The 23,195-nt window shown below is 67.0% G+C and carries 22 protein-coding genes; 14 read left to right on the top strand and 8 right to left on the bottom strand.

The window, feature by feature from the left end; all coding sequences use genetic code 11:
- Positions 1-5: 5 nt before the first annotated feature.
- The gene (locus tag ACO2Q5_RS03550; RefSeq protein WP_423288226.1) at positions 6-1,688 is read right to left on the bottom strand and encodes a type I secretion system permease/ATPase; all 1,683 of its coding nucleotides are present in this window, start codon (positions 1,686-1,688) and stop codon (positions 6-8) included.
- Between the two features lie 149 nt (positions 1,689-1,837).
- Between ACO2Q5_RS03550 and ACO2Q5_RS03555 the strand changes: the two genes are divergently transcribed.
- From ACO2Q5_RS03555 to ACO2Q5_RS03565, 3 genes are read left to right on the top strand one after another with little or no spacing between them, the layout of a single operon-like run.
- Entirely contained in the window at positions 1,838-2,206 is a 369-nt protein-coding gene (locus ACO2Q5_RS03555; RefSeq protein ID WP_423288227.1) for a YgjV family protein, read from the top strand.
- Positions 2,206-2,952 (top strand): response regulator, encoded by a 747-nt coding sequence (locus ACO2Q5_RS03560; protein ID WP_423288228.1) that lies wholly within the window; start codon positions 2,206-2,208, stop codon positions 2,950-2,952. The genes ACO2Q5_RS03555 and ACO2Q5_RS03560 overlap by 1 nt, the downstream gene beginning before the upstream one ends.
- Before the next feature lie 53 nt (positions 2,953-3,005).
- On the top strand, positions 3,006-3,938 hold the full coding sequence (locus ACO2Q5_RS03565) for a helix-turn-helix transcriptional regulator (RefSeq protein WP_423288229.1): 933 nt from the start codon (positions 3,006-3,008) through the stop codon (positions 3,936-3,938).
- Here the strand turns inward: ACO2Q5_RS03565 and ACO2Q5_RS03570 are convergent.
- Positions 3,902-7,003: a PAS domain S-box protein gene (locus ACO2Q5_RS03570; RefSeq protein ID WP_423288230.1), complete on the bottom strand. Its 3,102-nt coding sequence runs from the start codon at positions 7,001-7,003 to the stop codon at positions 3,902-3,904. The two genes, ACO2Q5_RS03565 and ACO2Q5_RS03570, sit on opposite strands and share 37 nt — an antisense overlap.
- Positions 7,004-7,182: 179 nt before the next feature.
- On the opposite strand from ACO2Q5_RS03570, the gene ACO2Q5_RS03575 reads away from it, so the two are divergent.
- Positions 7,183-7,860, top strand: a complete 678-nt coding sequence (locus ACO2Q5_RS03575) for a response regulator transcription factor (protein ID WP_423288231.1) — start codon at positions 7,183-7,185, stop codon at positions 7,858-7,860.
- Between the two features lie 143 nt (positions 7,861-8,003).
- Here the strand turns inward: ACO2Q5_RS03575 and ACO2Q5_RS03580 are convergent, their stop codons facing one another.
- Genes ACO2Q5_RS03580 through ACO2Q5_RS03600 form a run of 5 tightly spaced genes read right to left on the bottom strand, consistent with a single transcriptional unit; the run spans position 8,004 to position 11,986 of the window.
- Entirely contained in the window at positions 8,004-9,005 is a 1,002-nt protein-coding gene (locus ACO2Q5_RS03580; protein WP_423288232.1) for an extracellular solute-binding protein, read from the bottom strand.
- Between the two features lie 10 nt (positions 9,006-9,015).
- Positions 9,016-9,813, bottom strand: coding sequence for an ABC transporter permease (locus ACO2Q5_RS03585; protein ID WP_423288233.1), 798 nt, complete (start codon positions 9,811-9,813; stop codon positions 9,016-9,018).
- Entirely contained in the window at positions 9,810-10,673 is an 864-nt protein-coding gene (locus ACO2Q5_RS03590) for an ABC transporter permease (protein WP_423288234.1), read from the bottom strand. Before ACO2Q5_RS03590 ends, ACO2Q5_RS03585 begins: the two co-directional genes overlap by 4 nt.
- The gene (locus ACO2Q5_RS03595) at positions 10,670-11,764 is read right to left on the bottom strand and encodes an ABC transporter ATP-binding protein (RefSeq protein ID WP_423288235.1); all 1,095 of its coding nucleotides are present in this window, start codon (positions 11,762-11,764) and stop codon (positions 10,670-10,672) included. The genes ACO2Q5_RS03590 and ACO2Q5_RS03595 overlap by 4 nt, the downstream gene beginning before the upstream one ends.
- 9 nt (positions 11,765-11,773) lie before the next feature.
- Positions 11,774-11,986: a DUF1127 domain-containing protein gene (locus ACO2Q5_RS03600; protein WP_423288236.1), complete on the bottom strand. Its 213-nt coding sequence runs from the start codon at positions 11,984-11,986 to the stop codon at positions 11,774-11,776.
- 707 nt (positions 11,987-12,693) lie between these two features.
- On the opposite strand from ACO2Q5_RS03600, the gene ACO2Q5_RS03605 reads away from it, so the two are divergent.
- Entirely contained in the window at positions 12,694-13,359 is a 666-nt protein-coding gene (locus tag ACO2Q5_RS03605; protein WP_423288237.1) for a L,D-transpeptidase, read from the top strand.
- A gap of 79 nt (positions 13,360-13,438) precedes the next feature.
- Here the strand turns inward: ACO2Q5_RS03605 and ACO2Q5_RS03610 are convergent, their stop codons facing one another.
- Positions 13,439-13,693: a hypothetical protein gene (locus ACO2Q5_RS03610; protein ID WP_423288238.1), complete on the bottom strand. Its 255-nt coding sequence runs from the start codon at positions 13,691-13,693 to the stop codon at positions 13,439-13,441.
- A gap of 366 nt (positions 13,694-14,059) precedes the next feature.
- Here ACO2Q5_RS03610 and ACO2Q5_RS03615 point away from each other — a divergent pair, with 366 nt between their 5' ends.
- The 9 genes from ACO2Q5_RS03615 (at position 14,060) to ACO2Q5_RS03655 (ending at position 23,140) form a co-directional block, all read left to right on the top strand.
- Positions 14,060-16,423, top strand: coding sequence for a heavy metal translocating P-type ATPase (locus ACO2Q5_RS03615; RefSeq protein WP_423288457.1), 2,364 nt, complete (start codon positions 14,060-14,062; stop codon positions 16,421-16,423).
- 3 nt (positions 16,424-16,426) lie between these two features.
- Positions 16,427-17,065 carry a methyltransferase family protein gene (locus ACO2Q5_RS03620; RefSeq protein ID WP_423288239.1) on the top strand — a complete coding sequence of 213 codons (639 nt, stop codon included), beginning with the start codon at positions 16,427-16,429 and terminating at the stop codon, positions 17,063-17,065.
- The gene (lspA, locus tag ACO2Q5_RS03625; protein ID WP_423288240.1) at positions 17,065-17,538 is read left to right on the top strand and encodes a signal peptidase II; all 474 of its coding nucleotides are present in this window, start codon (positions 17,065-17,067) and stop codon (positions 17,536-17,538) included. Before ACO2Q5_RS03620 ends, lspA begins: the two co-directional genes overlap by 1 nt.
- Before the next feature lie 16 nt (positions 17,539-17,554).
- Positions 17,555-17,944, top strand: a complete 390-nt coding sequence (locus ACO2Q5_RS03630) for a disulfide bond formation protein B (protein ID WP_423288241.1) — start codon at positions 17,555-17,557, stop codon at positions 17,942-17,944.
- Positions 17,941-18,606, top strand: a complete 666-nt coding sequence (locus tag ACO2Q5_RS03635; RefSeq protein ID WP_423288242.1) for a DsbA family protein — start codon at positions 17,941-17,943, stop codon at positions 18,604-18,606. Before ACO2Q5_RS03630 ends, ACO2Q5_RS03635 begins: the two co-directional genes overlap by 4 nt.
- 61 nt (positions 18,607-18,667) lie before the next feature.
- The gene (locus ACO2Q5_RS03640; protein WP_423288243.1) at positions 18,668-20,032 is read left to right on the top strand and encodes an Nramp family divalent metal transporter; all 1,365 of its coding nucleotides are present in this window, start codon (positions 18,668-18,670) and stop codon (positions 20,030-20,032) included.
- A 317-nt stretch (positions 20,033-20,349) separates the two neighbouring features.
- Positions 20,350-21,183, top strand: coding sequence for a fumarylacetoacetate hydrolase family protein (locus ACO2Q5_RS03645; protein WP_423288244.1), 834 nt, complete (start codon positions 20,350-20,352; stop codon positions 21,181-21,183).
- Positions 21,184-21,298: 115 nt separating this feature from the next.
- The gene (locus ACO2Q5_RS03650; RefSeq protein WP_423288245.1) at positions 21,299-21,976 is read left to right on the top strand and encodes an FCD domain-containing protein; all 678 of its coding nucleotides are present in this window, start codon (positions 21,299-21,301) and stop codon (positions 21,974-21,976) included.
- Positions 21,977-22,171: 195 nt separating this feature from the next.
- Positions 22,172-23,140, top strand: coding sequence for a Bug family tripartite tricarboxylate transporter substrate binding protein (locus ACO2Q5_RS03655; RefSeq protein ID WP_423288246.1), 969 nt, complete (start codon positions 22,172-22,174; stop codon positions 23,138-23,140).
- The last annotated feature ends 55 nt before the right edge of the window (positions 23,141-23,195 follow it).

Consider the following 23,195-nt stretch of genomic DNA (forward strand, 5'->3'; position numbering starts at 1 on the left):
AAGGTTCAGGCGCTGGCGCGCAGCGGATGGGCGGGGTCGGCGGGCAGTTCGGTGCGAGGCCGCATCACCTCGGCCCGGGGGCCAAAGGCGGTCTGCCCGCCATCGGCCAGAGCCAGCACATGCGAGGCGAGGGACAGGGTGGCCATCCGGTGCGTGGCAATGATGACAATGGCGCCCGTGGCCGCCGCCGCCGTGACGGCGCGGGAAAAACCGGCATCGCCCTCGGCATCCAGATGGGCATTGGCCTCGTCCAGCAGGATCAGGAAGGGAGAACCGTAAAGCGCCCGGGCCAGCGCGATCCGCTGGCGCTGCCCGCCCGACAGGGGGCGGGTCGCATCGCCCGCCGGCGTGTCATAGCCCTGCGGCAGGTGCTGGATCATCCCATGCACTCCGGCCGCCTCGGCAGCGCGCAGCACCTGCTGCGGATCGGGCGTTTCCGCCATGCGGGCAATGTTCTCGGCAACCGTGCCCTCGAACATGCCGGGCACCTGGGCCACATACCCGACAGAGCCGCCCAGCCGGTCAGGCGCGAACTGGTCCATCCGGGTGCCGTCAAGACGGATCTCGCCCGCAAGCGGTGCATCCACCCCGGCCAGCACGCGCAGCAGACTGGATTTGCCCACACCCGAGGCGCCGACGATGGCCAGAACATCCCCGGCCTTCAGCGCAAAGCCGATGCCGCGCAGCAGCGGCGCCCCCCCGGCGCCGACAGCAAGGGCGCTGACGGACAGGCTGTCCCGCGGCAGGGGCAGCGCCAGTCCGGCCTCGTCCTGCGCGGCAAGCGCCTGATCAAGCCGGCGCAGCGCCGCCCGCGCCTCGGCCGCCGGGCGCCAGTGCAGCAGGGCGCCGTCAATAGGCGCCAGCGCCCGCCCGGTCAGGATCGAGGTGGCGATCATCGCCCCCGCCGTCAGATCGCCACGGAGGACCAGAAGCGCGCCAAGGCCCAGCATCAGGGATTGGATCGCCATCCGCAGCACCCGCGCCACCGCGGCAAAACCCGCATTTCGCGACCCTGCGGCTTCGGCGGCGGCCGCCGCCCCGGCAGCCAGACGGTCATGCCGGGCGGTCAGCGCCGGGCCGATGCCCATGGCCAGCGCGGTCGCCGCCTGCGGACGCTCGGCCTCGGTCAGGAACCTCTGGCGGGCGAGCATCTTCCCCGACTCGGCCGCCGCCCTGCGGGTCAGCCGTTCGGCCAGAACGCTCAGCCCGACCAGCATCACCGCGCCCGCAAGCGTGGCGAGCCCGATCACCGGATGGATGACCATAGCCAGCGCCATAAAGGCCGCGACCCAGGGCAGATCCAGGATCGCCCCCGGACCGGAGCCGGACAGGAAAAGGCGGACCTGTTCCAGATCCTGCAGGGGATGGCCATGCTGGCCGGTGGCCGCCTGACGAAGGCCCGCGCGATGTGCCGGGCCGCGCAGCCGGGCGGAAAACTCCCGCGCCGTCAGCGCCAGAAGTTTCTGGCGCAGGATATCGGCCCCGGCCTGCACACCGAACAGGAACAGCAGAAGCACCGTCACCGCCGCCAGCGTGGCCAGACTGCGCGAGGCCATCACCCGGTCATAGACCTGCAGCATGTAGAACGATCCGTTCAGCATCAGCAGGTTCACGATGGCGGACAATAACCCCACCGCAATGATCTGGCCGCGCAGGGCGGTAAGGACGGGACGAACGGGCGATGGCATGGCACTCTCCGGCGGTTGCTGCGGCACGGGTCTGGCGGGGGGATGTTTCACCGCTTTGCCGTGGCAGAGGCCGCCGCATGGCAAGGGATGGCAAAGGGCTGAAACACGGGCTGTCCAGAGAGTGGCGAAACCGATGGAAAGGGATCGCCATGCCGGACTGGATCGAATGGATAGGCTTCACGGGCACCGGGCTGACGCTGGCCGCCTGGGGAATGAAGGGGCCGGTCGCGCTGCGCGTGACGGGGCTTGGCAGCAGCCTTGCCTTTCTGTGCTACGGCCTGCTGTCGGGCAGCCTGCCGGTCATCCTGACCGAACTTCTGCTGATCCCGCTGAATGGCTGGCGCCTCAGCCAGCATCTGCGCGCCCGGCCGGAGGGCAGCCCCGCCCATGCGCTGGAAGAGCTGGCCCGCCGCGACCCGCAGGCCGCGCGCGATCTGATCACCGCCGCCCGCCGCCGGCTGGAAGCCTCGGCACCGTTGCAATACCGGGTGCATACGCCCAGACTGGCAGCCGAATGATGTCTCTGGCCTTCAATCCCCGTCCGATGCACAGCCCGCCGCCCCCGCTTGCCGAAATCCTGATCGTCGATGACGAACCGGCGATGCGGCGGATGATCGCGGATTATCTGGGCGCCATGGGCTTTGCCGTGCGCGAGGCGGGTGACGGCACCCAGCTGGACGCCGCCCTGCGTCTGGGGCGGGCGGATGTCATCCTTCTGGATGTCAACATGCCGGGTGAGGACGGGCTGTCCATCGCGCGGCGCCTGCGGGCACGCGGCGAACGCGCGGGGCTTCTGATGGTCACCGCGCAGGACAATGACCAGATGCGCGGCACCGCCATGGGCGAGGCGGCGGATGACTATATCGCAAAGCCCTTCGCCTTGTCGGAACTGGCCGCCCGCATTCGTGCCGTGCTGCGCCGGATGCCCGAATGCGCCCCGCCCGCAGCGCGGCTGATCCCCTTTGGCCGGATGCGGATTGATCCGGATGCGCGGCTTCTGATCGCGCCCGACGGCAGCGGCAGCGACCTGACCGAGGTGGATTTCGCGCTGCTGGACGCCCTGCTCAGGCATCCGCGCCAGATCCTCTCCCGCGACCGGCTGTGCGAGATGGCGCAGGGCCGCCCGCTGGAGCCGGGCGAGCGGTCGATCGACATCCGCATCGCGCGGCTGCGCAAGCGGATCGAGCCGGACCCCGCCTCGCCGGTCACGCTGTGTTCGGTGCGCGGCGAGGGCTATTTCTACAACCCCGACGCTGTGCGCTAGGCGGGAACAGCCATGGGTGCTAGCCTTTGGCAGCCCCTTTTTCGGACGGTGCGATGCGTTTTGTCTTTTCCACCGACACCCTGCCCGAAACCGACCGCGCCGCCCTGCTGCGCGAGGTTTATGCGCGGTCATCGCTGGGCTGCGACATTGCTCCTTTGGGCGGGGCACTGCTGTCGGTGACGATGGATGCCGTCCTTCCTGCGCCGGAGGTCGAGGTTTCGGCCGCGGGCGGCACCTATGCGCCGATGCAGGCCAGCCGGGGCCACAGCCATATCACCGGCGAGGGCGTGCTGATTTCGGCCAGTGCGGGGCGGTTCGGTCTGTCGGTCAGCGGTGATGACATGATCGCCGCCGGGGGCGGGACGCTGACCGTCACTCCGATGCATCGCCCCAGCCGATGGCTTTACCCCGAGGGACAGGAGGTGGCGGCCGTCTGGGTAGGCCGCACCGCGCTGGCCGATTGCGCGCCGGGGCTGGATCTGGACCAGATGCGGATGCTGCCCGCAGGATTGCCGGGCCTGTCCTTGCTGATGGCCTATGCCCGCGCCCTGCGCGATGCCCCCGCCGAAGGGGTGCTGGGCCAGCTTGCCGCGCGGCAGATCGCCGAACTGGCGGGGCTGGTGCTGGGTCAGGGCAGGCCGGAGACGGCGGCCTCGAGCGTGCGCGCGGCACATCTGGCGGCCGTCCGCCACGACATGGGCCTGCGTTTTCGCGACCCCGATCTGACCATTGCCGCGCTGGCCGCCCGCCGCCGGATCAGCCCACGCTATCTGGAGATGCTGTTTGCCGAAACGGGCGCCACCGCCTCTGCCACGCTTTTGCGGTTGCGGCTGGAGGCAGCCCGGCAGCGCCTGACCGATCCGTCGCGGAGGGGGGAGCGGATTGCCACCATCGCCTTCGCCTGCGGCTTCCGCGAACTTTCCACCTTCAACCGCGCGTTCCGCCGCCACTATGGCGTGGCGCCCGGAGAGACGCGGGCGGGCTGAGCCGCGATCAGACGCCGCAGCGCCGCGCGCAGGCCCGCATTGTCCAGGGGCTTTTCCAGCACCGGCCAGCCCTGCACCGCATCATCCGCGGTCAGCGCATCGCCGGTCAGAATGATGACCCGCCCCGCCAGCCCGGGGTCCAGCACCACCAGACGGGCAGCCATGCGGTTGCCGGGCAGGCCGGGCATCCGAAGGTCGGTCAGCACGGCGTCAAACCGGCTACGGCGCACTGCCGCTTCGGCCGCATCCGGGGTCAGTGCGGTTTCGGTGCGGAACCCGTCCGCCCCCAATGCCTCGGCAATCCAGCCTGCGATGGCGGGTTCGTCATCCACGATCAGCACATGGCCCGCAGCCGGGCCGGGCGCCCCCGCCTCGGGTGCGGGGCCGGTCTCTCCCTGCCCGCGCGGCAGGCGGATGCGGCAGAGTGCGCCGCCCTGCGGCCCGGGTTCCAGCGCGATGGTGCCGCCATGGGCCTGCACGATCCCGCGCGAAACCGACAGGCCGATCCCGGTGCCCACGCCCTGAGGTTTGGTGGTGAAGAACGGTTCGAACACGCGGTCGGCCACGCCTGCGGCCAGACCATGGCCGGTGTCGGCCAGCGTGATCTCGACCATGCCGCCATCCACCCGCCCGGCGATATGCAGCTCCCGCGACCCTTCGGCCGACAGCATGGCCTGCTGGGCATTGATCACCACATTCATCAGCACCTGATGCAGCTGATCCCGGTCTCCGTGGACGATCAGCGGCGCGGGGGTATCGCGCCGGACGGTGATGCCGTTCGATCGCAGCCCATAGGCCGCCAGTTCCAGCACCGCATCCAGAATCTCCGTGGCATCGGTGTCGTGCTTTTCCGCGGGCCGGGCGCGGGCCATGGCCAGAAAGGTGCGCACGATCCGGGCGCAACGGTCCGCGGCCTGCAGAATTTCGGCAGTGCGGCGGCGGGTGGGTTCATCCTCCGCCAGTTCGTGCAGCATCCCCGCATAGCCCACGACGATGGACAGGGGATTGTTCAGCTCATGCGCCACACCGGCCAGAAGCGAGCCAAGGGCGGCAAGCTTCTCATTCTGGTGCAGCGCGTCGCGCTGGCGGTCCAGCTCGGCCTCGGTCGCGCGGGCGGCGGTCTGATCGACAAGGAACAGCCCCGCCCCGCCGGCGGCCCCGTCCGCGCCGCGCAGGGCAAAGCCCAGAACCCGGCTGTGCAGGAAAGGGGCGAATTCCGGATGCGACAGATCGCGCACCTGCCCCTGATCCGAATCCAGCACCGCATCGACCATGGCACCGATCGCCGCCGCACCGCCGCCCGGACAGGCCTCGGTCAGACGCCGGCCGATCAGGGCCGTTGCGGTCAGACCAAGGCGGCGCAGCGCCTCGGGGTTGGCCAGTGTGACGCGGCCCCCATCGTCACAGGCCAGAATCGCCACCGGAGCATTGTCCAGAATATCGGCAATGAAGCTGCGGCTGGCCTCCAGCGCCTGCTCTGCGGCTACACGGGCCGTCACGTCGCGCCCGACCGACTGAAGCTCGACCATGTGACCCGCGGCGTCAAAGATGCCGGTGTCCGTCCATTCTTCCCAGATGTCGCGGTCCTGCCCCGGCACATGCGAACGGATGGTGATGGTGCCGCTGGGGTGCTCCGGGGTCAGCGCCGCGATATGGGCATCATGGCGGGCGCGTTCCTCGGGAACGATATAATCGAAATCGCTGATGTCGCGGGCGAAGATCTCCGCGCGCGACAGGCCGACCTGACGGCAATAGGCATCGTTGACAAAAGTGGTGCGGCCCTCGGGCGTATGCCGGGCGATCAGCTCGCTCTGGGTGTTCACGACATTGCGGTAGCGCGCCTCGCTGGCCGCCAGTTCGGCGCCGTGGCGCTGGCCCGCACGGAAAGCCTCCTCGATGGCCCGGGCCTGCGGCTGCCAGCGCGGCGGCAGATCCGGCAGGTCGGGGCTCTCCCCACGGGTGCTGGCCTCGACAAAGGCGGCAAGGCGGATGCCGGGCCGGATATAAAGGCGGTTCAGCACCGCAAGGCTGGCCATCAGGGCCGCCGCCGCACCGCCCAGCACCAGAAGCTGCGGCAGAAGGCGCGGCAGGATCACGGCAGCAAGATCGGCCTCATCCACCAGCCAGATCAGCCGGAAGGGCGTATTGTCGAAGGGGCGCACCAGCACCCATTCGGGCCCGAAGCGGACAGCCCCGCCCGGCGGGGCCGAGGCGGCGGCGGCCAGACGCGCCGCATGGGCCGGGTCGCCGGTCAGCACATCGCCGCTGTCATTCACGATTCCCGTCACGCCGATCTGGCTGTCCAGATGCTCGGCCAGATCGGACAGGCTGGACAGCAGGATGTCGGTGCCGACGATGCCAAGGAAGCTGTCCCCCTGCCACAGCGGCATGGCATGGCTGACCATCCGCCCCGCGCCGCCCGCATCTTCATAGGCCGGGGTCCAATAGGGGGTGCGGCCAGGATTTTCGGCAGGCGTGCCCATCCGGAACACGTCATACTCCAGCCAATAGGCGATCAGATCCGGAACCGTGCCGATCTGCGGCGTGGCGGCAAGGAAATCCGCCAGACGCGCGCCCGGCAGGATGGTGATGAAATCGCCGCGGGCCGAGAAGAAATAGCTCCATGCCCCGACGCGCCCCAGACGCGCCTCCACCTGCAATTGCGTCATCAGGTCCAGCGCGGCATCGACGGGGCCGGGATCGGGCAGCATGGCCAGATCCGGCAGGCCGATCAGATTGCCGCGCTCGGGCGAGATCAGGGCCGGGCGCCATTCCGTGCCGGGGGCGGAGCCGTCCACCGACACAAGCTCGGCCGCGCGCGCCGCGGAAAGACCGCTGCCCGTCTCCAGCGACAGCAGCATCCGCTCTGCCATCCGCGCCAGATGCAGATCGGATTCGGCAAAGACCCGGCTGACGGCATAGTGCTGCTCGCCGGTCAGACGCATCTGCTCGGCCAGGATGAGCTGGCGCTCCTGCCGGTATTGCAGCACCGACAGCACCGCCACAAGCGCGGCCACCGGAGCCAGAACCGTCAGCGGCAGCCAGACCGATGGTCCCCGGATCATCCTGCCTGCCGCCTCTTTTGTCGCCGCCCCGGCGCGGAGGTTACGCCTCCGGTTCATGCTGTCCACCGCCCATACCTCCGATTTCGCCTGATGCCCGTTCGTCTTTCGCCCCATGCGCAGCCCGTGCCGCGGAATCGGCTATTGTCGCGGCCTGTCCGTTTCAGAAGGTCCGCACCGCCATGGCCGTTCTTGCCCTTGTCGAGGATGACCCCGCCCTTCGCCTGTTGCTGACCGAAATCCTTGGCCGCGGGCATCAGGTGCATGCCCTTCCCGACGGCACGGCCCTGACCCGGCTGATGGCCGACGGCACATTGCCCGATCTGTGCCTTCTCGACCGGAGCCTGCCGGGCGAGGACGGTCTGGCCATCGCCCGGCGCCTGCGGACGGGTCCGGCGGGGCAGAGCATGGGCATCATCATGCTGACCGGCGCCGATGCCCCCGACCAGCGCATCGAAGGGCTGGAAGACGGAGCCGACGATTATGTGACCAAGCCCTTCTCGCCGGCCGATCTGACCGCGCGGGTCGAGGCGGTGCTGCGGCGCCGGCGGGAACGGGCGCATCTGGCCTTCGGCCCCTTTGCGCTGGACCGCAGGCAGTGGCGGCTGACCGATGGCGGCGGCAAGGTGCTGGACCTGTCGCCCACCGAAGTCGACCTTGTGGCGGCCTTTGCCAGCCATCCCGACCGGCCGCTCAGCCGCGATGACATCCTGCGTCTGGCCCCGGCCCGGGATGATCCGCTGGACCGCAGCATCGACAGCCGCATCGGCCGCCTGCGCCGCAAGCTGGAGGCGGCGGGCCTGCCCCAAGGCGCGATCCGCACCCTGCGTGGCAAGGGCTATCTTTACAGCACGCGGTAAAGGCGGCGGGGCCAGGCCGGTCAGAGGCCGCACAGCGGCCAGCCCTTGGCGCCAAGGGCACAGCGCGCGGGGTTGGGACCACAGCCCGCCAGCAAAACCGTGCCCAGCACCGCGGGGACAAGAAGAATACGGAACATCGGGCCTTACCTCCGGAACTCGGTCCAGATGGCGTTGTAGACGGCAATCACCTCCGGCGCGCAGGGCGGAACGAATTCCGGGATGACGCCGGCAGGCGGGTTCAGCTCGGGCGCGGCGCGCATCTCTGCGGAGAGATGGTCTTCCACCCCCAGAACCGGCACCGGATAGCCTGCGAATTCGGCGGTCAGCGCGGCATTTTCCGGGTCCATCATGAAATTCAGGAACAGCCGGGCATTCTCGGGATTGGGCGCGCCCTTCAGCACGGCAAGGGAATCCGAAAACGCCTCCATCGGGCCGTCTTCATAGACGAAACGCACATCGGGCATCTGCGCGCGCAGGACGGCGACCGATCCGCTCCATGTCATGGCCACATCGGAATCGCCCGAGGCGAGGCGGTTGATGCTGTCGGCGCCAAAGCTGCGCCAATGCGGCCGGGCGGCCATCAGCGCATCGCGCACGCGGACCAGTTCAGCACGGTCAGAGGTGCAGCGCGGCACACCGACGAACCGCTCGGCCGCATGGATGACCGACACCATGTCGTCCAGCACCGCGATCCGGCCCGAGAGACCGGGCGGCGGATCGAAGATCGCCGCCATATCCGCCGTGATCGTGCCAGTGACGGCAAGCCCGGTGAAACCCACCGTCCAGGGCACGGTGAAGCGGCGGCCCGGGTCCCAGTAGACATCGACATGCGCCGGATCGACATTGCCGAAATTTTCCATCAGGTCGGGCCGGGTTTCTTCCAACAATCCCTGTTCGATCAGGATCTGGGCGGCATAATCTCCGGGAATGACAATGTCATAGCCGCTGTTCCCGCCCTGAACGCGGGCCAGCATCGTCTCGTTGCTGTCATATTCGTCGATCGTGACCTCAACCCCGTAGCGGGCTGAAAACCGTTCGATCAGCGCGGGGCTTACATATTCGCCCCAGCTGTAGATGTGCAGTCTGCCCTCGGCATGGGCGGGCAGCGCAAGGGTGCAGGCAAGCAGGCAGGATGTCAGTTTCATCTCGGGTTCCTCAGGATTGGATCAGGCTTTGCCCCCGGCGCGACAGGGCCGCGGCGGCAAGGCAGACAAGGGTGACGGAAAGAGCCAGAACGATCATGCACATGGCATTGATCTCGGGCGTGAGCGGGCGGCGCAGCTGCGCCCAGATGAAGACGGGCAGCGTCGACTGGCCCGGACCCGCGGTCATCTGCGCCATGGCGAAATCGTCGAAAGAGACGACGAAGGCCAGCGCCGCCCCGGCGGCGATACCGGGCGCCAGAAGCGGCAGCGTCACCATGCGCAGCACCTGCATCTCGCCCGCCGACAGGTCCCGCGCGGCCTGCGCCAGATCCGGGTCCAGCCCGCGCAGCGCAGCCCGGACCGGCATCAGCGCGAAGGGCAGGCAAAAGCAGGCATGGGCCAGGATCAGCCGGAGCAGTCCCTGTCCGAAGACCGGCACCTGCGAGAACAGGATCAGCGTGGCGATGGCCATGACCACCTCGGGCACCACCAAAGGCAGGCCGAGGAGCGCCAGAGCCACGCCCTCCGCCCGGCCCCGCAAGCGGGAAAGGCCAAGCGCCGCAAGGGTGGCCAGCCCCGCCGCCAGAACCGTGGCCGAGACCGAGACGATCAGGCTGACCCGCGCGGCCTCGATGAAACCCGGGTTGGCCAGCGCCCGGCCATACCAGTAAAGCGAGACGCCCTCCCAGCGGTGGAACAGCATGCCGCTGTTCAGCGACAGCACCGCCATCGCCAGAAGCGGCCCATGCAGCAGCAGGAGGGCCGTGACGGCAATCAGGCCAAAGCCCTTTTGGCGCAGCGGGTTCATGACACCCTCCCCGCCAGCAGGCGGCGCAGGGCGAAGGCCAACCCCAACAGCGCCAGAAGCACCATCGCCTCGGCCGCGCCAAGCGGCCAGTTGCGGCCGGCGCCGAACTGCAGCGCGATCAGATCGCCCGCCATCATCGCCCGCCCGCCGCCAAGGATCAGCGGCACGACATAAGCCCCCAGCGTCGGCACGAAGACCAGAACCGCACCGGACAGCACCCCGGGCCGCGCCATGGGCCACAGCACCTGCCGCAAGATCTGCCACCGAGACGCATGCAGATCGGCCGCCGCCTCGACCAGCGCGGCATCCATCCGGGCCAGGGCCGCATAGACCGGCAGCACCATGAAGGGCAGCGCCGCATAGACCAGCCCCGCCAGCACGGCGGCATCGTTGTAAAGCAGCGGCAGCGGCGCAGCGATCAGGCCAAGCCGCTGAAGCCCGGTGTTCAGCACACCCTGATCGCCCAGCACCAGCATCATCGCCAGCGTGCGCACCAGAAGGCTGGTCCAGAACGGCACGGTCACCGCCAGAAGCCACAGCCTGCGCTGTGCCGGCGGACGGGTCACGATGACCCAGGCCAGCGGAAAGCCAAGGACGAGACAGATCGCCGTGGTGGCCAGCGCCAGCGCGAAGCTGCGCGCGTAAATGAGCAAATGGTCGGCAGAAAGATGCAACGTGCCCTCCAGCACATCCTGCCGGAAGGCCAGCCCTTGCCAGCCCGCGGCCGAAAGCGGTGCCTGCACCCCGCCCCAGGGCGCCGGTGACAGGACCGAGACCACCGCCATGATGCCCAAAGGCACAACGGTCATGGCGGCCACCAGGCCAAGCGCCGGCAAGGCCGGCCAGAGACCGCGGGTCATGGCGCATCCTCCAGCGCGACCAGATCGGCCAGCGGCAGGGTCAGCATCGCATGGTCACCGGGGGCCAGAGTTCCGCCCTGACGCGACAGGACTGTCATCTCCGTGCCGTCCTCCAGCCGGAAACGCATGTCATCGACAGCACCGCAGAAGCTGCGGGCCGTCAGGGTCGCGGGCAGCGTCAGCCCCTCGGCCGCGCCGAGGACAATCGCCTCGGGCCGGATCATCAGCGTCAGCGGGCCGGGCGCGCAGGCCGGGCCGGGCAAGCGGACCTGCCGCCCCTGCACCGCTACCCGGCCATCGACCAGACCCGTGGCGGCAAGGAAATTCGCCCCACCCAGAAAGCCGGCGGCAAAGCGGCTGCCGGGACGGCGATACAGCGCCTCGGCCGTGTCGCATTGCAGGATGCGGCCGCCCTCCATCAGGGCGACCCGGTCGGACAGCAACAGCGCCTCGTCCCGGTCATGCGTGACGAAGAGAAAGGTCATGCCAAGGGCACGCTGAAGCTGCTTCAGTTCGTCCTGCATGATCCGGCGCAGCCCGGGATCCAGCGCGCCAAGCGGCTCGTCCAGCAGCAGAAGGCGCGGCGCCGGGGCCAGCGCGCGGGCCAGCGCCACCCGTTGCCGCTGTCCGCCCGAAAGCGAGGTTATGTCCCGCGTGGCCAGATCGGTTGCGCGGACCAGATCCAGCATCCGCGCCACCCGGCTGCGGATTTCCGGCCCCGTCCGGCGCTGCATCCGCAGGCCAAAACCGACATTTCCCGCCACATCCAGATGCGGAAACAGCGCGTGATTCTGGAACACCGTGTTGAACGGCCGCCGCGCCGCGGGCAGACGGCTGATATCCTGCCCTTCCATCAGCATCCGACCAGACTGGACAGGTTCCAGCCCCGCGATCAGACGCAGGAGCGTGCTTTTCCCGCAGCCGGAGCGGCCCAGAAGGCACAGGATCTCTCCGCGCCGGATCGCAAGGCTGACGTCGCGCAGCACCGGCGTGGCACCGTAGCGATGCGAAACGCCCTGAACCGCCAGAAGCGGCGGAGGCAGCGGGCAGGTTGCGACAGCCGCCCCCTGTGACACGGGTTCCAGATACATCGCCCGCACTCAAGCCAAAGCGGCGGCGCGACGGCCCCGCAGCGGCAGCGCAGGCGCGGGCCAGAGACCGCTTTGCATCAGCTCGTCCAGATCGGAACGGTCGAGGCCGATGTCGGACAACAGCCGGTCGTCCAGGGTCCAGAGCGCCTTGATCTGGCGCCGTATCGCAAGCCGGGTCTGGTGCTGGCACCAGAGGTGACGGATCAGGGGGAGAAAGGGCATGGCATCGCTCCTGCATCGGGGTTGAAACTGGGTGCTGGATGCAGGGTCCGTGTTTCACCCCGTTGTCATGGCGGCCCGATGGCCCTGCCCCCGCGGCCACCACCGCGAGGCACCTCTGTGACTGCCAGGTCCCGGGGCGCCTGTCGGAGCATGGAGCAGAAACGCCTTGAACCTCCAGTTGCCAGAGGTTGTAGCCATGCGAATCGATGGCAGGCTTTTCAGGAGGTGCGCGACAGCGGAGACGTGAAGAACAGGAACAGCCAGTCGCCCATGCGCAGGCACGCGCCGGATCCGGATATTCCGGGCCATGGGACAATCCGCTTCAGGACGATCTGACCGGCCGCGCGGTCAACGCCAGGACCGATCAGATTTGGTCCCTGCGGCCCCCTGCGCCCAAAGGCAATGCGCCGGGTGCCGGAACCGGGCAAAGGCGGACGGGGTTTAGTCCAGTCAGGGGCCGCAGCTGATCAGCTTGGCCCCGTAACGCGGGCTCACGCGCTTTGAAACTTCCGTGAGATCGGCATCCGATCCGGATCAACAGGTTGAAGCACAAGGGACGGCAGGAATTAGACGATATAAAGCGGACAAGAATGGGCCTGCCCGGGCCCTGATCATGAAACAGGGGGCAGATGCGTCGGCCGTGACGGCGGGCTGCCCCACTCCTTTAAAACGTGCGGAAAGATCACTGATATCATGAGGGAAGCCCCTTGCTGACGAAACGCCATTTCATCATGACGAGCGCGGCCCTATTCTCGCAGGCCATCGCCATGCCAGCCTTCGCGAAATCCGCGCCCTCGGCGGCGCAGATGGCCGAGTGGGATGCCCAGGTGACGCCGATGCCGTATGATCCGGCCACCTCAAACCCCTGGGGCCTGCATCCGCGTTTCCTGCCAAGGCTGGTCGAGGCGCGGGCGGGTCTGCGGCCCGGTGACATCCATGTCGATGCGGTCGCCCGCTATCTTTATCACATCCGGAACGACGGGACGGCGATGCGTTACGGCGTGGCAATCGGGCGTGGCGATCTTTACGAGCCGGGAACCTACACGATCCGGCGCAAGTCGAAATGGCCGCACTGGACGCCGACCGCCAATATGATCGCGCGAGAGCCTGAAATCTACGGGCAATTCGCCGATGGCGTAGAGCCCGGACCCAGCAATGCGCTCGGCTCGCGGGCGCTGTATCTCTATGTCGGCGACCGCGACACCTATCTGCGCATCCACGGCACACCGCTGCCACGTTCCATCGGGTCGCGGGCAAGTTCCGGCTGTGTGCGGATGGTGATGGCCCATATCAACGGGCTTTACGATCAGGTTGAAACCGGCGTGACCGCAATCCTCTATCCCGGCGAGGACAGAATTACCGCGCAAAGCTGAGGCGGGTCGCGGCGCGGGCAGCTTGTGACCCGCGCCGCGCGATATTCTTGCGGCTGCGCCGTATCAGCTTTTCGCCGTGTCAGCTCTTCTCTGTGCAGATCGGGCGTCCGCTGGTCGAAACCAGCGGGATCAGCGTGGTTTCGACAGGTCCCACATGCTCATACCAATAGCATCCGTCTTCCGGCAGCACGCGCGCCGTTGACAGATCCTGATGGGGCGCGGCCAGCAGCGCTACCGCCTCCGGCACAGTGGGACGCTCCGTTCCAGTGCCGGTCGTCCCCACACAGCCGGCCAGCATCCCCGCAGCCGCACAGCAGACAACGATACGCAACATCATGTTTTTCTCCGTTTTCCGCTGTCACCATATCGCAGTCACCCTGCCGATGCACGCCGCACCGCCGCTGCCAACACAAACCTGTGAATGCTTCGGGACTTCGGGGATGCCGGGTTTCGCTGCCTCCGACTGAGGAGACATGGCGCTTTTGCTCGGATCGTCCGGATCGTCATGCAGACCGGCTGTGCCGGGTATGCATGCAGGGTCGTTCCCGGGTCACCCGTGGACCCAAGGCCGTGCGGAAACCTCTTGAACCTCTAGTTGCCAGAGGTTGTAGCAATCCGAATCAGTGAAAAGAGCGCCCGGATTTCCGGGCAGGAGACTGAGATGAGCGAGCCGAAGCGGCAGGAATGGACGGTCAGCGGGATGGATTGCGCCTCCTGCACCGTCAAGGTCACGAAGGCTGTCGAGAAACTGCCGGGCGTCAGCGAGGTGAAGGTCGCGCTGATGACGGAGCGGCTGTCCCTGAACCTTGTGCCCGGCACCACAGAAACCGCCGAGATCGAGGGCATCGTCAAACGGCTGGGCTTCGGCATCGCACCGCGCGGTCAAAAGCCCGCGGGCAAAAAGGCCTTCGTGCTGCCCGAAAGTGGTGGGGCCACCGATGGGCAAGGGCCTGATCGCAACGACCACGACCACGACGATCCTGATCACACCGGCCACGATCACGACGATCCTGATCACACCGGCCACGATCACAGTGGCCACGATCACGCGGGGCATGACCATAGCGGTGACGGCCATGCAGACCATGATCACGCCGGTCACTCACATGGCGCGGCGCAAAAGGCGGGCGGCGGCGACAGCGGTCATGGCAGCCCGGGCCATGTGCATGACGATCCCGCAGATCGCGGCAAAAGCTGGTATCGCACCAAGAAGGGGCAGCTGGTGATCTTCACCGGCATCCTGCTCGCCGCCGCCTGGGTGTTCGAGCTGCTGACCTCGACCGAATGGGGCTATTGGGCCTTTGCGCTCGCCTGTGTGATCGGGGTCGCCCCGGTGGCCAAACGTGCATTCGAAGCGCTGCGGCTGGGCCAGCCCTTCACCATCGAAAGCCTGATGACCATCGCCGCCGTGGGCGCGCTGTTCATCGGCGCGGCGGAAGAGGCGGCGCTGGTCGTGTTCCTTTTCGCCGTGGGTGAGGTGCTGGAGGGCGTGGCCGCGGGCAAGGCGCGCGACAGCATCCGCGCCCTGGCCAATCTGGTGCCGAAAACCGCGCTTCTGGAGGTGGACGGCAAGACCCGTGAGGTTCCGGCCGAAACCCTGCAGATCGGCCAGCGCGTGCTGGTCCGCCCAGGCGACCGCATTCCGGCGGATGGCGAGATTGCCGAGGGCACAAGCGGCATCGACGAAAGTCCGGTGACGGGGGAAAGCGTGCCGGTCACGCGCGGCCCGGGTGAAAATGTCTTCGCCGGTTCGATCAACACCGAAGCGGCGCTGCGCGTCACGGTGACCAAAGCCGCCGCTGACAACACGATCAGCCGGATCATCCAGCTGGTCGAAGAGGCCGAGGAGGCCCGCGCCCCGACCGAGCGCTTCATCGACCGCTTCAGCCGCTGGTATATGCCCGCCATCGTGGCCGTCTCGGCGCTGGTGATTCTGATCCCGCCGCTGGCCATGGGCGCCGACTGGGACACCTGGATCTATCGCGGCCTTGCGCTTCTGCTGATCGGCTGCCCCTGTGCGCTGGTGATTTCGGTCCCGGCCTCCATCGCCTCGTCGCTGTCTTCGGGTGCGAAGAAGGGCCTCCTGATGAAGGGTGGCGCGGTGATCGAGGCTGCGGCGCATGTCAGCCGCATCGCCTTTGACAAGACGGGCACCCTGACCCATGGCAAGCCGAAAGTGACGGATATCGTCGTGGCCCCCGATGTGGCGGAAAGCGATCTGCTGGCCGTGGCGGCGGGGGTGGAGACCGGCTCGTCGCATCCGCTGGCGCTGGCGATCCTGAAGCGTGCGGAAGAGGCCGGTGTCGAGGCTTTGCCCGCAACCGGCGCCCGCGCCATCGTGGGCAAGGGGGTCGAGGCGCTGGTCGGCGGGGCAAAAGCCTGGGTCGCCTCGCCCCGTCACGCCGCCGAGAGCGGCGGCATGGCCAGCGATCACATCCGCCACGCCTCCGCACTGGAAGCCGAAGGCAAAACCGTGGTGGTCGTCTTCCGCGAAGGGCGTCCGCTTGGCCTGATCGCGCTGCGGGACGAACCGCGCGGTGACGCGGCCGAGGCCATGCGCCAGCTGAAGGCCATGGGCATCGCGCCGGTGATCCTGACCGGCGATAACCCCCGCACCGCCGAGGCCATAGCCGGCCAGCTGGGCATGGAGTTCCGTGCGGAAATGATGCCCGAGGACAAGCTGGGCGTCATCCGCGAGATGGGCCAGCAAGGCGGCGTCATGATGATCGGTGACGGCATCAACGACGCCCCGGCGCTGAAGCAGGCGGGTGTGGGCGTGGCCATGGGTTCGGGCACCGATGTGGCGCTGGAAACCGCCGATGCCGCAATCCTGCGCGACCGGGTGGTCGATGTGCCCGCCCTGATCAGGCTGGCGCGGGCCACCATGGGCAATATCCGCCAGAACGTGACCCTGGCGCTCGGCCTGAAGGCAGTGTTCCTTGTCACTTCGGTTCTGGGGATCACGGGCCTTTGGATCGCGATCCTTGCAGATACCGGGGCCACGGTTCTGGTGACGTTGAACGCGCTGCGGCTCTTGCGCTTCGATCCGACAAGGGAGGGTTGATCCATGCCCTCTCCCATGGGCTGGGCCGCCTTTGCGGCCCTTTCCTTCTATCTGATCCTCTTCGCCCTTGGCACCCTGCGGCTGGCGGCCAATGGTCAGCGCATCTGGCTGTTTACGACGGCCACAGGGCGCGACCGCGGGGCGGCCTTCGGCTTTCGCGCCGCCTTTGCGCTTGGCCTTCTGGGTCCGCTGGTCTGGGTGGCGCTGCCGGTCCTGCACAAGGCCGACCCGCTGTGGAGCGAATCCGGCCTGCCGCTGACCGGATGGACCGGCGCGCTGCTGGCCTGGGCCGGGGCTCTGCTGGCCTGGGCCGGGGCTCTGCTGGCGCTCCTGGCGCAGTCCGGGATGGGCGCCTCGTGGCGCGTCGGTGTCCGGCAGGGCGAGGCCGGGGCGCTGGTGACCTCGGGGCTGTTCAGCCTCTCGCGCAACCCTACCTTTCTGGGGCAGGCGATGCTGTTGGCCGGCGTGGCCGCGGCCTTGCCCTGCCTGCCCACGCTGATCGCAGCCGTCCTGATGGTCTGGTCGGCAAACACCCAGATCCGCAGCGAAGAAACGATCCTGCTGGCCACGCATGGCGAGGCCTATGCCCGCTACATGGCCCGCGTGCCGCGCTGGATCGGGCGTGCCGGGACGGAGGGCTGATGCGCAGACCCCTGTTCTTCGGGCTGGCGCTGCTGGCGACCGGGCTTGACCAGATCAGCAAGGCGGTGGCGCTGGCGTCGCTTGACCCCTTTCGCCCGGTCCCGGTCCTGCCCGGCTTCAATCTGACCCTTGGCTTCAACACCGGGGCAAGTTTCGGGATATTCTCCGGCACCATGGCCCAGGCGCCGCTTCTGATGGCCGCGCTGACCGGGGTGCTGACCCTGTTCCTTGGCTGGATGGGCCTGCGGGCAAGGCACGCGCTGGAGGGGGCCGGATTTGCACTGATCGCCGGCGGCGCGGCGGGCAATATCCTTGACCGGCTTCGTCAGGGGGCCGTTACCGACTTTCTGGATTTCTATTGGCGTGACTGGCACTGGCCCGCCTTCAATGGCGCCGATATCGCCATCTTCCTCGGGGCCGCCGCCATCCTTGCCGCCGGTTTCCGGCAGCCGACAGAGGTGAAGGACGCGTGATCCTGCCACCCGTCAGATGGCAGCCTTTCTGATCGCGCTGACCGCCACGCTGTCGGCATTGTTCATCGGCGAGATCCTGGGCCGGATGCCCTGCACATTGTGCTGGTATCAGCGCATCGCCATGTTCCCTCTGGTCGCGGTGCTTGGCGTGGCGCTGTGGTCCGGCGACCCGCGCGGTCGGATCTATGCGCTGCCGCTGGCCTTGACCGGGCTGGCGGTCGCCAGCTGGCATTCCGGCCTTTATGCCGGGCTGATCCCCGAACCCATCCTGCCCTGCACGCAGACTGGCCCGTCCTGCACCGACCGTGCGGCACAAACCATTCTGGGCCTGCCGATCCCGTTCCTGTCATGCGCGGCCTTTGCCGCGATCACGCTTCTACTGCTTCCGAAAGGACAAACCCGATGAACCGTCGTCTTTTCCTTCTGGGGACCAGTGCCCTTGGCATCGCCGTTTTCGCAAGCGGGGCATGGTATGTCCTTGACCGGCAATTCCGCACCGCCGAAGCCGAAGCCAAGGCCCGCGCCGCGGCGGTGCCCGACCTGAATGCCGTCCTGCTGCGGCCCGCGGCGCCGGTCTTGGGTCCGGAGACCGCGAAGGTGACGCTGGTGGAATTCTTCGACCCCTCCTGCGAGGCCTGCCGCGCCTTCCATCCGGTTCTGAAACAGCTGCGCGCGCAATATCCCGACGATCTGCGCATCGTCATGCGTTATGCGGCCTTCCATCAGGGATCGGACGAGGCGGTGGCCATCCTGGAGGCCGCGCGCCGCCAGAACCTGTTCGAGCCGGTGCTGAATGCCCTGCTGGAAACCCAGCCGAACTGGGCGCTGCACGACGGGCCGGATCTGGAGATCGCCTGGGCTGCGGCGGCGCAGGCGGGGCTGGACATCTCGAACCGGGCGAATGAGGTCCGCTCCCCCGGGACCGTTGCCATCCTCAATCAGGACCGCGCCGATATCGAAACACTCGGTGTTCGCGCGACCCCGACCTTCTTCCTGCAGGGCCAACCCCTGAGCGTGGACAGTTTCGAGGCGCTGACCGCAGCCGTCAGCGCGGCCGCAGGCGGGTGATTGACGCACCGGCACTGTTGCGGCTAAATTGCAAACGCAAATCATTCTCAACTGTGCCGACATGACCGCCAGCCCAGGCCCCCTGAACCTGCCAAGACATTTCCAGCCGTCCGAAGGCTGGCGCAGCCAGAGCCCCACACCCTCGCTGTCCGAGGTTTATGGCTCGGTCGTGGTGCCCGGGGGACGCACGCCCTGGCGCCGCTTCATGGCTTTCGTCGGGCCGGGATATCTGGTGGCCGTGGGCTACATGGATCCGGGCAACTGGGCGACCTCGCTCGCCGGGGGGGCGAAGTTCGGCTATACGCTGCTCTTCATCGCGCTTTTGTCGAACATCATGGCGATCCTGCTGCAATCCCTGTGCGCAAGGCTGGCCATCGGTTCGGGGCGCGATCTGGCGCAGGCCTGCCGCGATGCCTTTCCGTCCTGGGTGTCCTGGCCGCTCTGGCTTTTCGCCGAAGCGGCAATCATCGCCACCGATCTGGCCGAGGTGATCGGCGTCGCCATCGGCCTGAACCTGCTGTTTGGCATCCCGCTGGAAATCGGCGTCTTTCTGACAGCCATCGACGTCTTCCTGATCCTGTGGCTGCAGAACCGCGGCTTCCGCTGGGTCGAGGCCTTTGTCATCACGCTGCTGGTGGTGATCTCGGCCTGTTTCTTCGTGCAGATCGCCATGGCGGACCCGGACTGGAATGCAGTGATCCGCGGGTTCGCCCCCTCGGTCGAGATCGCGACCAACCCCGAGATGCTGTATCTCGCGCTTGGCATCATCGGGGCGACGGTGATGCCGCATAACCTCTATCTGCATTCGGGCATCGTGCAGACCCGCAACTGGGGCACCGCGCCCGAGGCGCGGCATCAGGCGCTGCGCATGGCCACATGGGATTCCACCATCGCATTGATGCTGGCCCTGTTGATCAACGCATCGATCCTGATCCTTGCAGCGGCCACCTTCCACACGACGGGCAATACCGCCATCGTCGAGATTGATCAGGCCCATGCCCTGCTGGCCCCGCTTTTGGGCGGCGCGCTGGCGCCGACGCTGTTCGGCATCGCCCTTTTGTGCTCAGGCCTGAATGCCACGGTGACGGCAACGATGGCCGGGCAGATCGTGATGGAAGGCTTCATCAACTTCCGCATCAGCCCGGTGCTGCGGCGGCTGATCACCCGCTCCATCGCCATCATTCCCGCGGTTGCGGTCATCCTGATCTGGGGCAGCGACGGGATGGGACGGCTTCTGATCCTGAGCCAGGTGGTGCTGAGCTTTCAGTTGCCTTTCGCCATCGTGCCGCTGGTGCTTTTCACCGCCAGCCGAAAAAAGATGGGCGATCTTGTCGCGCCGGGCTGGCTGACCGTGTTGTGCGGGGCGATTGCCATCACGATCATCCTCCTCAACATCAACCTGCTGATGTCCATCGCCGCGATCTGACCCAAGGTCAACGCAACGCCCCCTGCATTTCTGGACAGAGGTTCATCCGCACCGCGGGTTTACGGCGTGGGATACAGACCTTGCCTTGGGGTCAGGTCTTTGCCCCGATCATCGCCAGAACATGGCGGCTGCAGCCAGCCTCATGGCTGCAAGGACCGGGCTTTGAAACAGGCCCGGGCCAGAGCGGGCAAACCCGACCAACGGCTGCGAAATTCCGGCGCCATGCAAAGATTGTCGACCATACCACATATTATCGAATATGATAAACATTTACGAACAACAGTGAATACACGCTGTCTTATGGCAGAAAGATTGAAATGCGGCTGGCAAGCTTCAAACAGGGTGGGCAGGCGGGGTTCGGCATCGTCGCCGACCATAAGATCGTGGTGCTGAGCGGACAGGACAATGCGCTTTCGGGACTGCGGTCCTGGCTGGCCGCCCGGGCCGAGGGTCAGCCGGTGCCGATGGAGGGGCCGCAACTGCCGCTGGATGAGATCACCTTGCTGCCGCCGATTCCCGATGCCGGAAAGATCCTGTGTGTTGCCACCAATTTCAGGGAAATGCAGACCCCGGACAGGCCGCTTCCGTCGCATCCTCTGGTTTTCACCCGTTTCGCCGATACGCTGGTCGGCCACGGATCGCCGCTGCTGCGTCCGCCGGAAAGCGACTCGTTCGATTTCGAGGGCGAGGTTGCCGTGGTGATCGGACGCGCAGGCCATCGGATTCCGCGCGAGGCGGCGATGAACCATGTGGCGGGATACGCCTGCTTCAACGATGGCAGCGTTCGGGACTGGCAGCGGCATTCGTCGCAATTCACACCGGGCAAGAACTTCTGGCAAAGCGGCGCCTTCGGGCCGTGGCTGGTCACGACAGACGAGGTGCCCGATCCGGCTTTGCTGCAAATGGAAGTGCGGGTGAACGGCATCGTCAGGCAGGCCATCGGTCTGGACCGGTTCATCTTCGACATCCCCTGGCTGATCTCCTATCTGTCCACGTTCACGCCGCTGAACCCGGGTGACGTGATCGTCACGGGCACGCCCTCGGGCTTTGGGGCGACACGCCGGCCGCCCGAATTTCTGGTCCCCGGCGATGTGGTCGAAGTCGAGGTGACGGGCCTTGGCCTGCTGCGCAATCCGGTGATGCAGGGCTGATGCAGGACCCCCGGATATTCGAAACATGCAATGTAATTGAACATCCGGGGCGACGTTGCTAGCGTGGTCATCCAATGGGCATCTGGCCGCCATCAGGCAAAAATAAGGGCATGGAATGGGACGCAAAGCTGCAACGAAATCCGATACAGAGCCCGGACGCGATGTCGTGACACGGCTGCGCTCGGATATCGTCAGCTCTGTCTTCGAACCCGAAACCCGCCTGAAGTTTGCCGATCTGACCGAACGCTATGATGTCAGCATCGGGACGCTGCGCGAAGCGCTGTCACAACTTGTGTCGGAAGGCTTTGTCACGCTGGATGCGGGCAAAGGGTTCAAGGTCGCGCCGGTTTCGGGTGCCGAACTGCGGGAGATCGTCGATCATTTTGTTGACTTCGAAAAGCGGGCCCTGGCCGAATCCATCGCCAACGGCGATGAGGATTGGGAAAGCACCATCGTTGCGCAGCACCACCGGCTGAGCCTGATCGAAGGCCTGCCCTGGGAGGGGCGCATGGCGCGCCATGCCGAATGGGTGGACCGTCACCGCGAATTCCACAAGTCGCTCGTATCGGCCTGCAACGGCATCTGGCTGTTCCGGCTGCGGTCGCAGATGTTCAACCAGCTGGACCGCTACCGCTTCATCACCAAGCGATCCAGCGAGAAGGGCAGCAAAAGCAAGTTCGAGGAACACCGCCAGATCATGGAGGCGGTTCTTGCCCGCGACACCGCACGCGCGACCAGCCTGCTGGAAAGCCATATCCGGGAAACTGCCGAGCGCGCGCTGGCCTTTCTCTGAAGTGACCACCGCATCAGCCCGTTGAAACGGCGGCATGCAGATGCCGTCGACCGATGCTTCATGCGCTTCGGTCATTCCTCTTTGCACCCATTATTTACGAATAAACTTTGAGTTTCGAAATTAATGATGTATGTCGAAACATATTCGTGACCCCAGAGGTCGGGGAGGCCCGGGGATCAGAGGGGAGGAAAGCCCATGAGATCAAAGATCTTTGCCGCACTGACGGTGGCAGGAATCATGATGGCCGGCATGGCGCCGGCACAGGATTATCCCAATGGCCCCGTCACCCTGCTGCATGGTTTCGCGCCCGGCGGCAGCGCCGACACCGTGGCACGCCTTCTGGCAGGCCCGCTGTCGGAACGGCTGGGTGTCCCTGTCGTGGTGGAGTCCAAGACAGGCGCTGGTGGCACGCTGGCATCGGCCACGCTGGCGCAGGCCGCGCCTGACGGTCAGACCATCGGACTGGTCACCGGCGGCCATGCGGTGGCGGCGGGTCTTTATGCCAGCCTGCCCTACGATACGGTTGCCGATTTCACATGGCTTTCCACCGTCGTCGAATTCGATTTCATGCTGGCGGTCCCGGCGGACAGCCCGTTCCAGACACTTGGGGATCTGCTGGCGGCCGCCAAGGATGCCCCGGGCGACATCGCCTTCGGCTCGGCCGGCGTGGGCACGACGCACCATCTGACCGGATTGCTTCTTGGCAGCATGGCCGGGGTAGAGCTGGAACATGTCCCCTACCGTGGCGAAGCCGCCGCGATAACCGGCCTCTTGGGTGGAGAAATCCCGCTGATCATCGCCGGCCCTGTGACGCTTGAACCCCAGATCAAGGCGGGCGCCCTGCGTGCACTGGCTGTAACCTCGGACCAGAGGTGGGACGGGATGCCGGACGTGCCGACCGTTGCCGAAGCGGGCGTCCCCGGGTTCAACGTCGTCAGCTGGCACGGCATCGCAGCGCCTGCCGGATTGCCCCCGTCCATCGAAGACAGGCTTCGCACGGCAATCACCGAAGTGCTGGCAGAGCCTGACGTGAAGCAGGCCATCGAATCCACCGTGGGTGGCACCGTGGTCCTGTCGAGCGGTGAAGAGATGCATGATCGCGTTGTCGCCGATGTCGCGCGCTGGACCGAGGTGATCGAAGGCGCAGGCCTCGAAAAGCAGTAAGCCGGACGCGGAAAGGGCTGCGGTCGATCCGCATCCGGCCCTCTCCGCATCCCGG

The organism is Neotabrizicola sp. VNH66, assembly GCF_049445895.1.
Lineage (GTDB): Bacteria > Pseudomonadota > Alphaproteobacteria > Rhodobacterales > Rhodobacteraceae > Pseudogemmobacter.

Bases quoted from the DNA above. Each gene is read 5' to 3' on its own strand.
- ACO2Q5_RS03550 (WP_423288226.1), bottom strand. From the start codon at position 1,688: ATGCCATCGCCCGTTCGTCCCGTCCTTACCGCCCTGCGCGGCCAGATC.
- ACO2Q5_RS03555 (WP_423288227.1), top strand. From the start codon at position 1,838: ATGCCGGACTGGATCGAATGGATAGGCTTCACGGGCACCGGGCTGACG.
- ACO2Q5_RS03560 (WP_423288228.1), top strand. From the start codon at position 2,206: ATGTCTCTGGCCTTCAATCCCCGTCCGATGCACAGCCCGCCGCCCCCG.
- ACO2Q5_RS03565 (WP_423288229.1), top strand. From the start codon at position 3,006: ATGCGTTTTGTCTTTTCCACCGACACCCTGCCCGAAACCGACCGCGCC.
- ACO2Q5_RS03570 (WP_423288230.1), bottom strand. From the start codon at position 7,003: ATGATCCGGGGACCATCGGTCTGGCTGCCGCTGACGGTTCTGGCTCCG.
- ACO2Q5_RS03575 (WP_423288231.1), top strand. From the start codon at position 7,183: ATGGCCGTTCTTGCCCTTGTCGAGGATGACCCCGCCCTTCGCCTGTTG.
- ACO2Q5_RS03580 (WP_423288232.1), bottom strand. From the start codon at position 9,005: ATGAAACTGACATCCTGCCTGCTTGCCTGCACCCTTGCGCTGCCCGCC.
- ACO2Q5_RS03585 (WP_423288233.1), bottom strand. From the start codon at position 9,813: ATGAACCCGCTGCGCCAAAAGGGCTTTGGCCTGATTGCCGTCACGGCC.
- ACO2Q5_RS03590 (WP_423288234.1), bottom strand. From the start codon at position 10,673: ATGACCCGCGGTCTCTGGCCGGCCTTGCCGGCGCTTGGCCTGGTGGCC.
- ACO2Q5_RS03595 (WP_423288235.1), bottom strand. From the start codon at position 11,764: ATGTATCTGGAACCCGTGTCACAGGGGGCGGCTGTCGCAACCTGCCCG.
- ACO2Q5_RS03600 (WP_423288236.1), bottom strand. From the start codon at position 11,986: ATGCCCTTTCTCCCCCTGATCCGTCACCTCTGGTGCCAGCACCAGACC.
- ACO2Q5_RS03610 (WP_423288238.1), bottom strand. From the start codon at position 13,693: ATGTTGCGTATCGTTGTCTGCTGTGCGGCTGCGGGGATGCTGGCCGGC.
- ACO2Q5_RS03615 (WP_423288457.1), top strand. From the start codon at position 14,060: ATGGATTGCGCCTCCTGCACCGTCAAGGTCACGAAGGCTGTCGAGAAA.
- ACO2Q5_RS03620 (WP_423288239.1), top strand. From the start codon at position 16,427: ATGCCCTCTCCCATGGGCTGGGCCGCCTTTGCGGCCCTTTCCTTCTAT.
- lspA (WP_423288240.1), top strand. From the start codon at position 17,065: ATGCGCAGACCCCTGTTCTTCGGGCTGGCGCTGCTGGCGACCGGGCTT.
- ACO2Q5_RS03630 (WP_423288241.1), top strand. From the start codon at position 17,555: ATGGCAGCCTTTCTGATCGCGCTGACCGCCACGCTGTCGGCATTGTTC.
- ACO2Q5_RS03635 (WP_423288242.1), top strand. From the start codon at position 17,941: ATGAACCGTCGTCTTTTCCTTCTGGGGACCAGTGCCCTTGGCATCGCC.
- ACO2Q5_RS03640 (WP_423288243.1), top strand. From the start codon at position 18,668: ATGACCGCCAGCCCAGGCCCCCTGAACCTGCCAAGACATTTCCAGCCG.
- ACO2Q5_RS03645 (WP_423288244.1), top strand. From the start codon at position 20,350: ATGCGGCTGGCAAGCTTCAAACAGGGTGGGCAGGCGGGGTTCGGCATC.
- ACO2Q5_RS03650 (WP_423288245.1), top strand. From the start codon at position 21,299: ATGGGACGCAAAGCTGCAACGAAATCCGATACAGAGCCCGGACGCGAT.
- ACO2Q5_RS03655 (WP_423288246.1), top strand. From the start codon at position 22,172: ATGAGATCAAAGATCTTTGCCGCACTGACGGTGGCAGGAATCATGATG.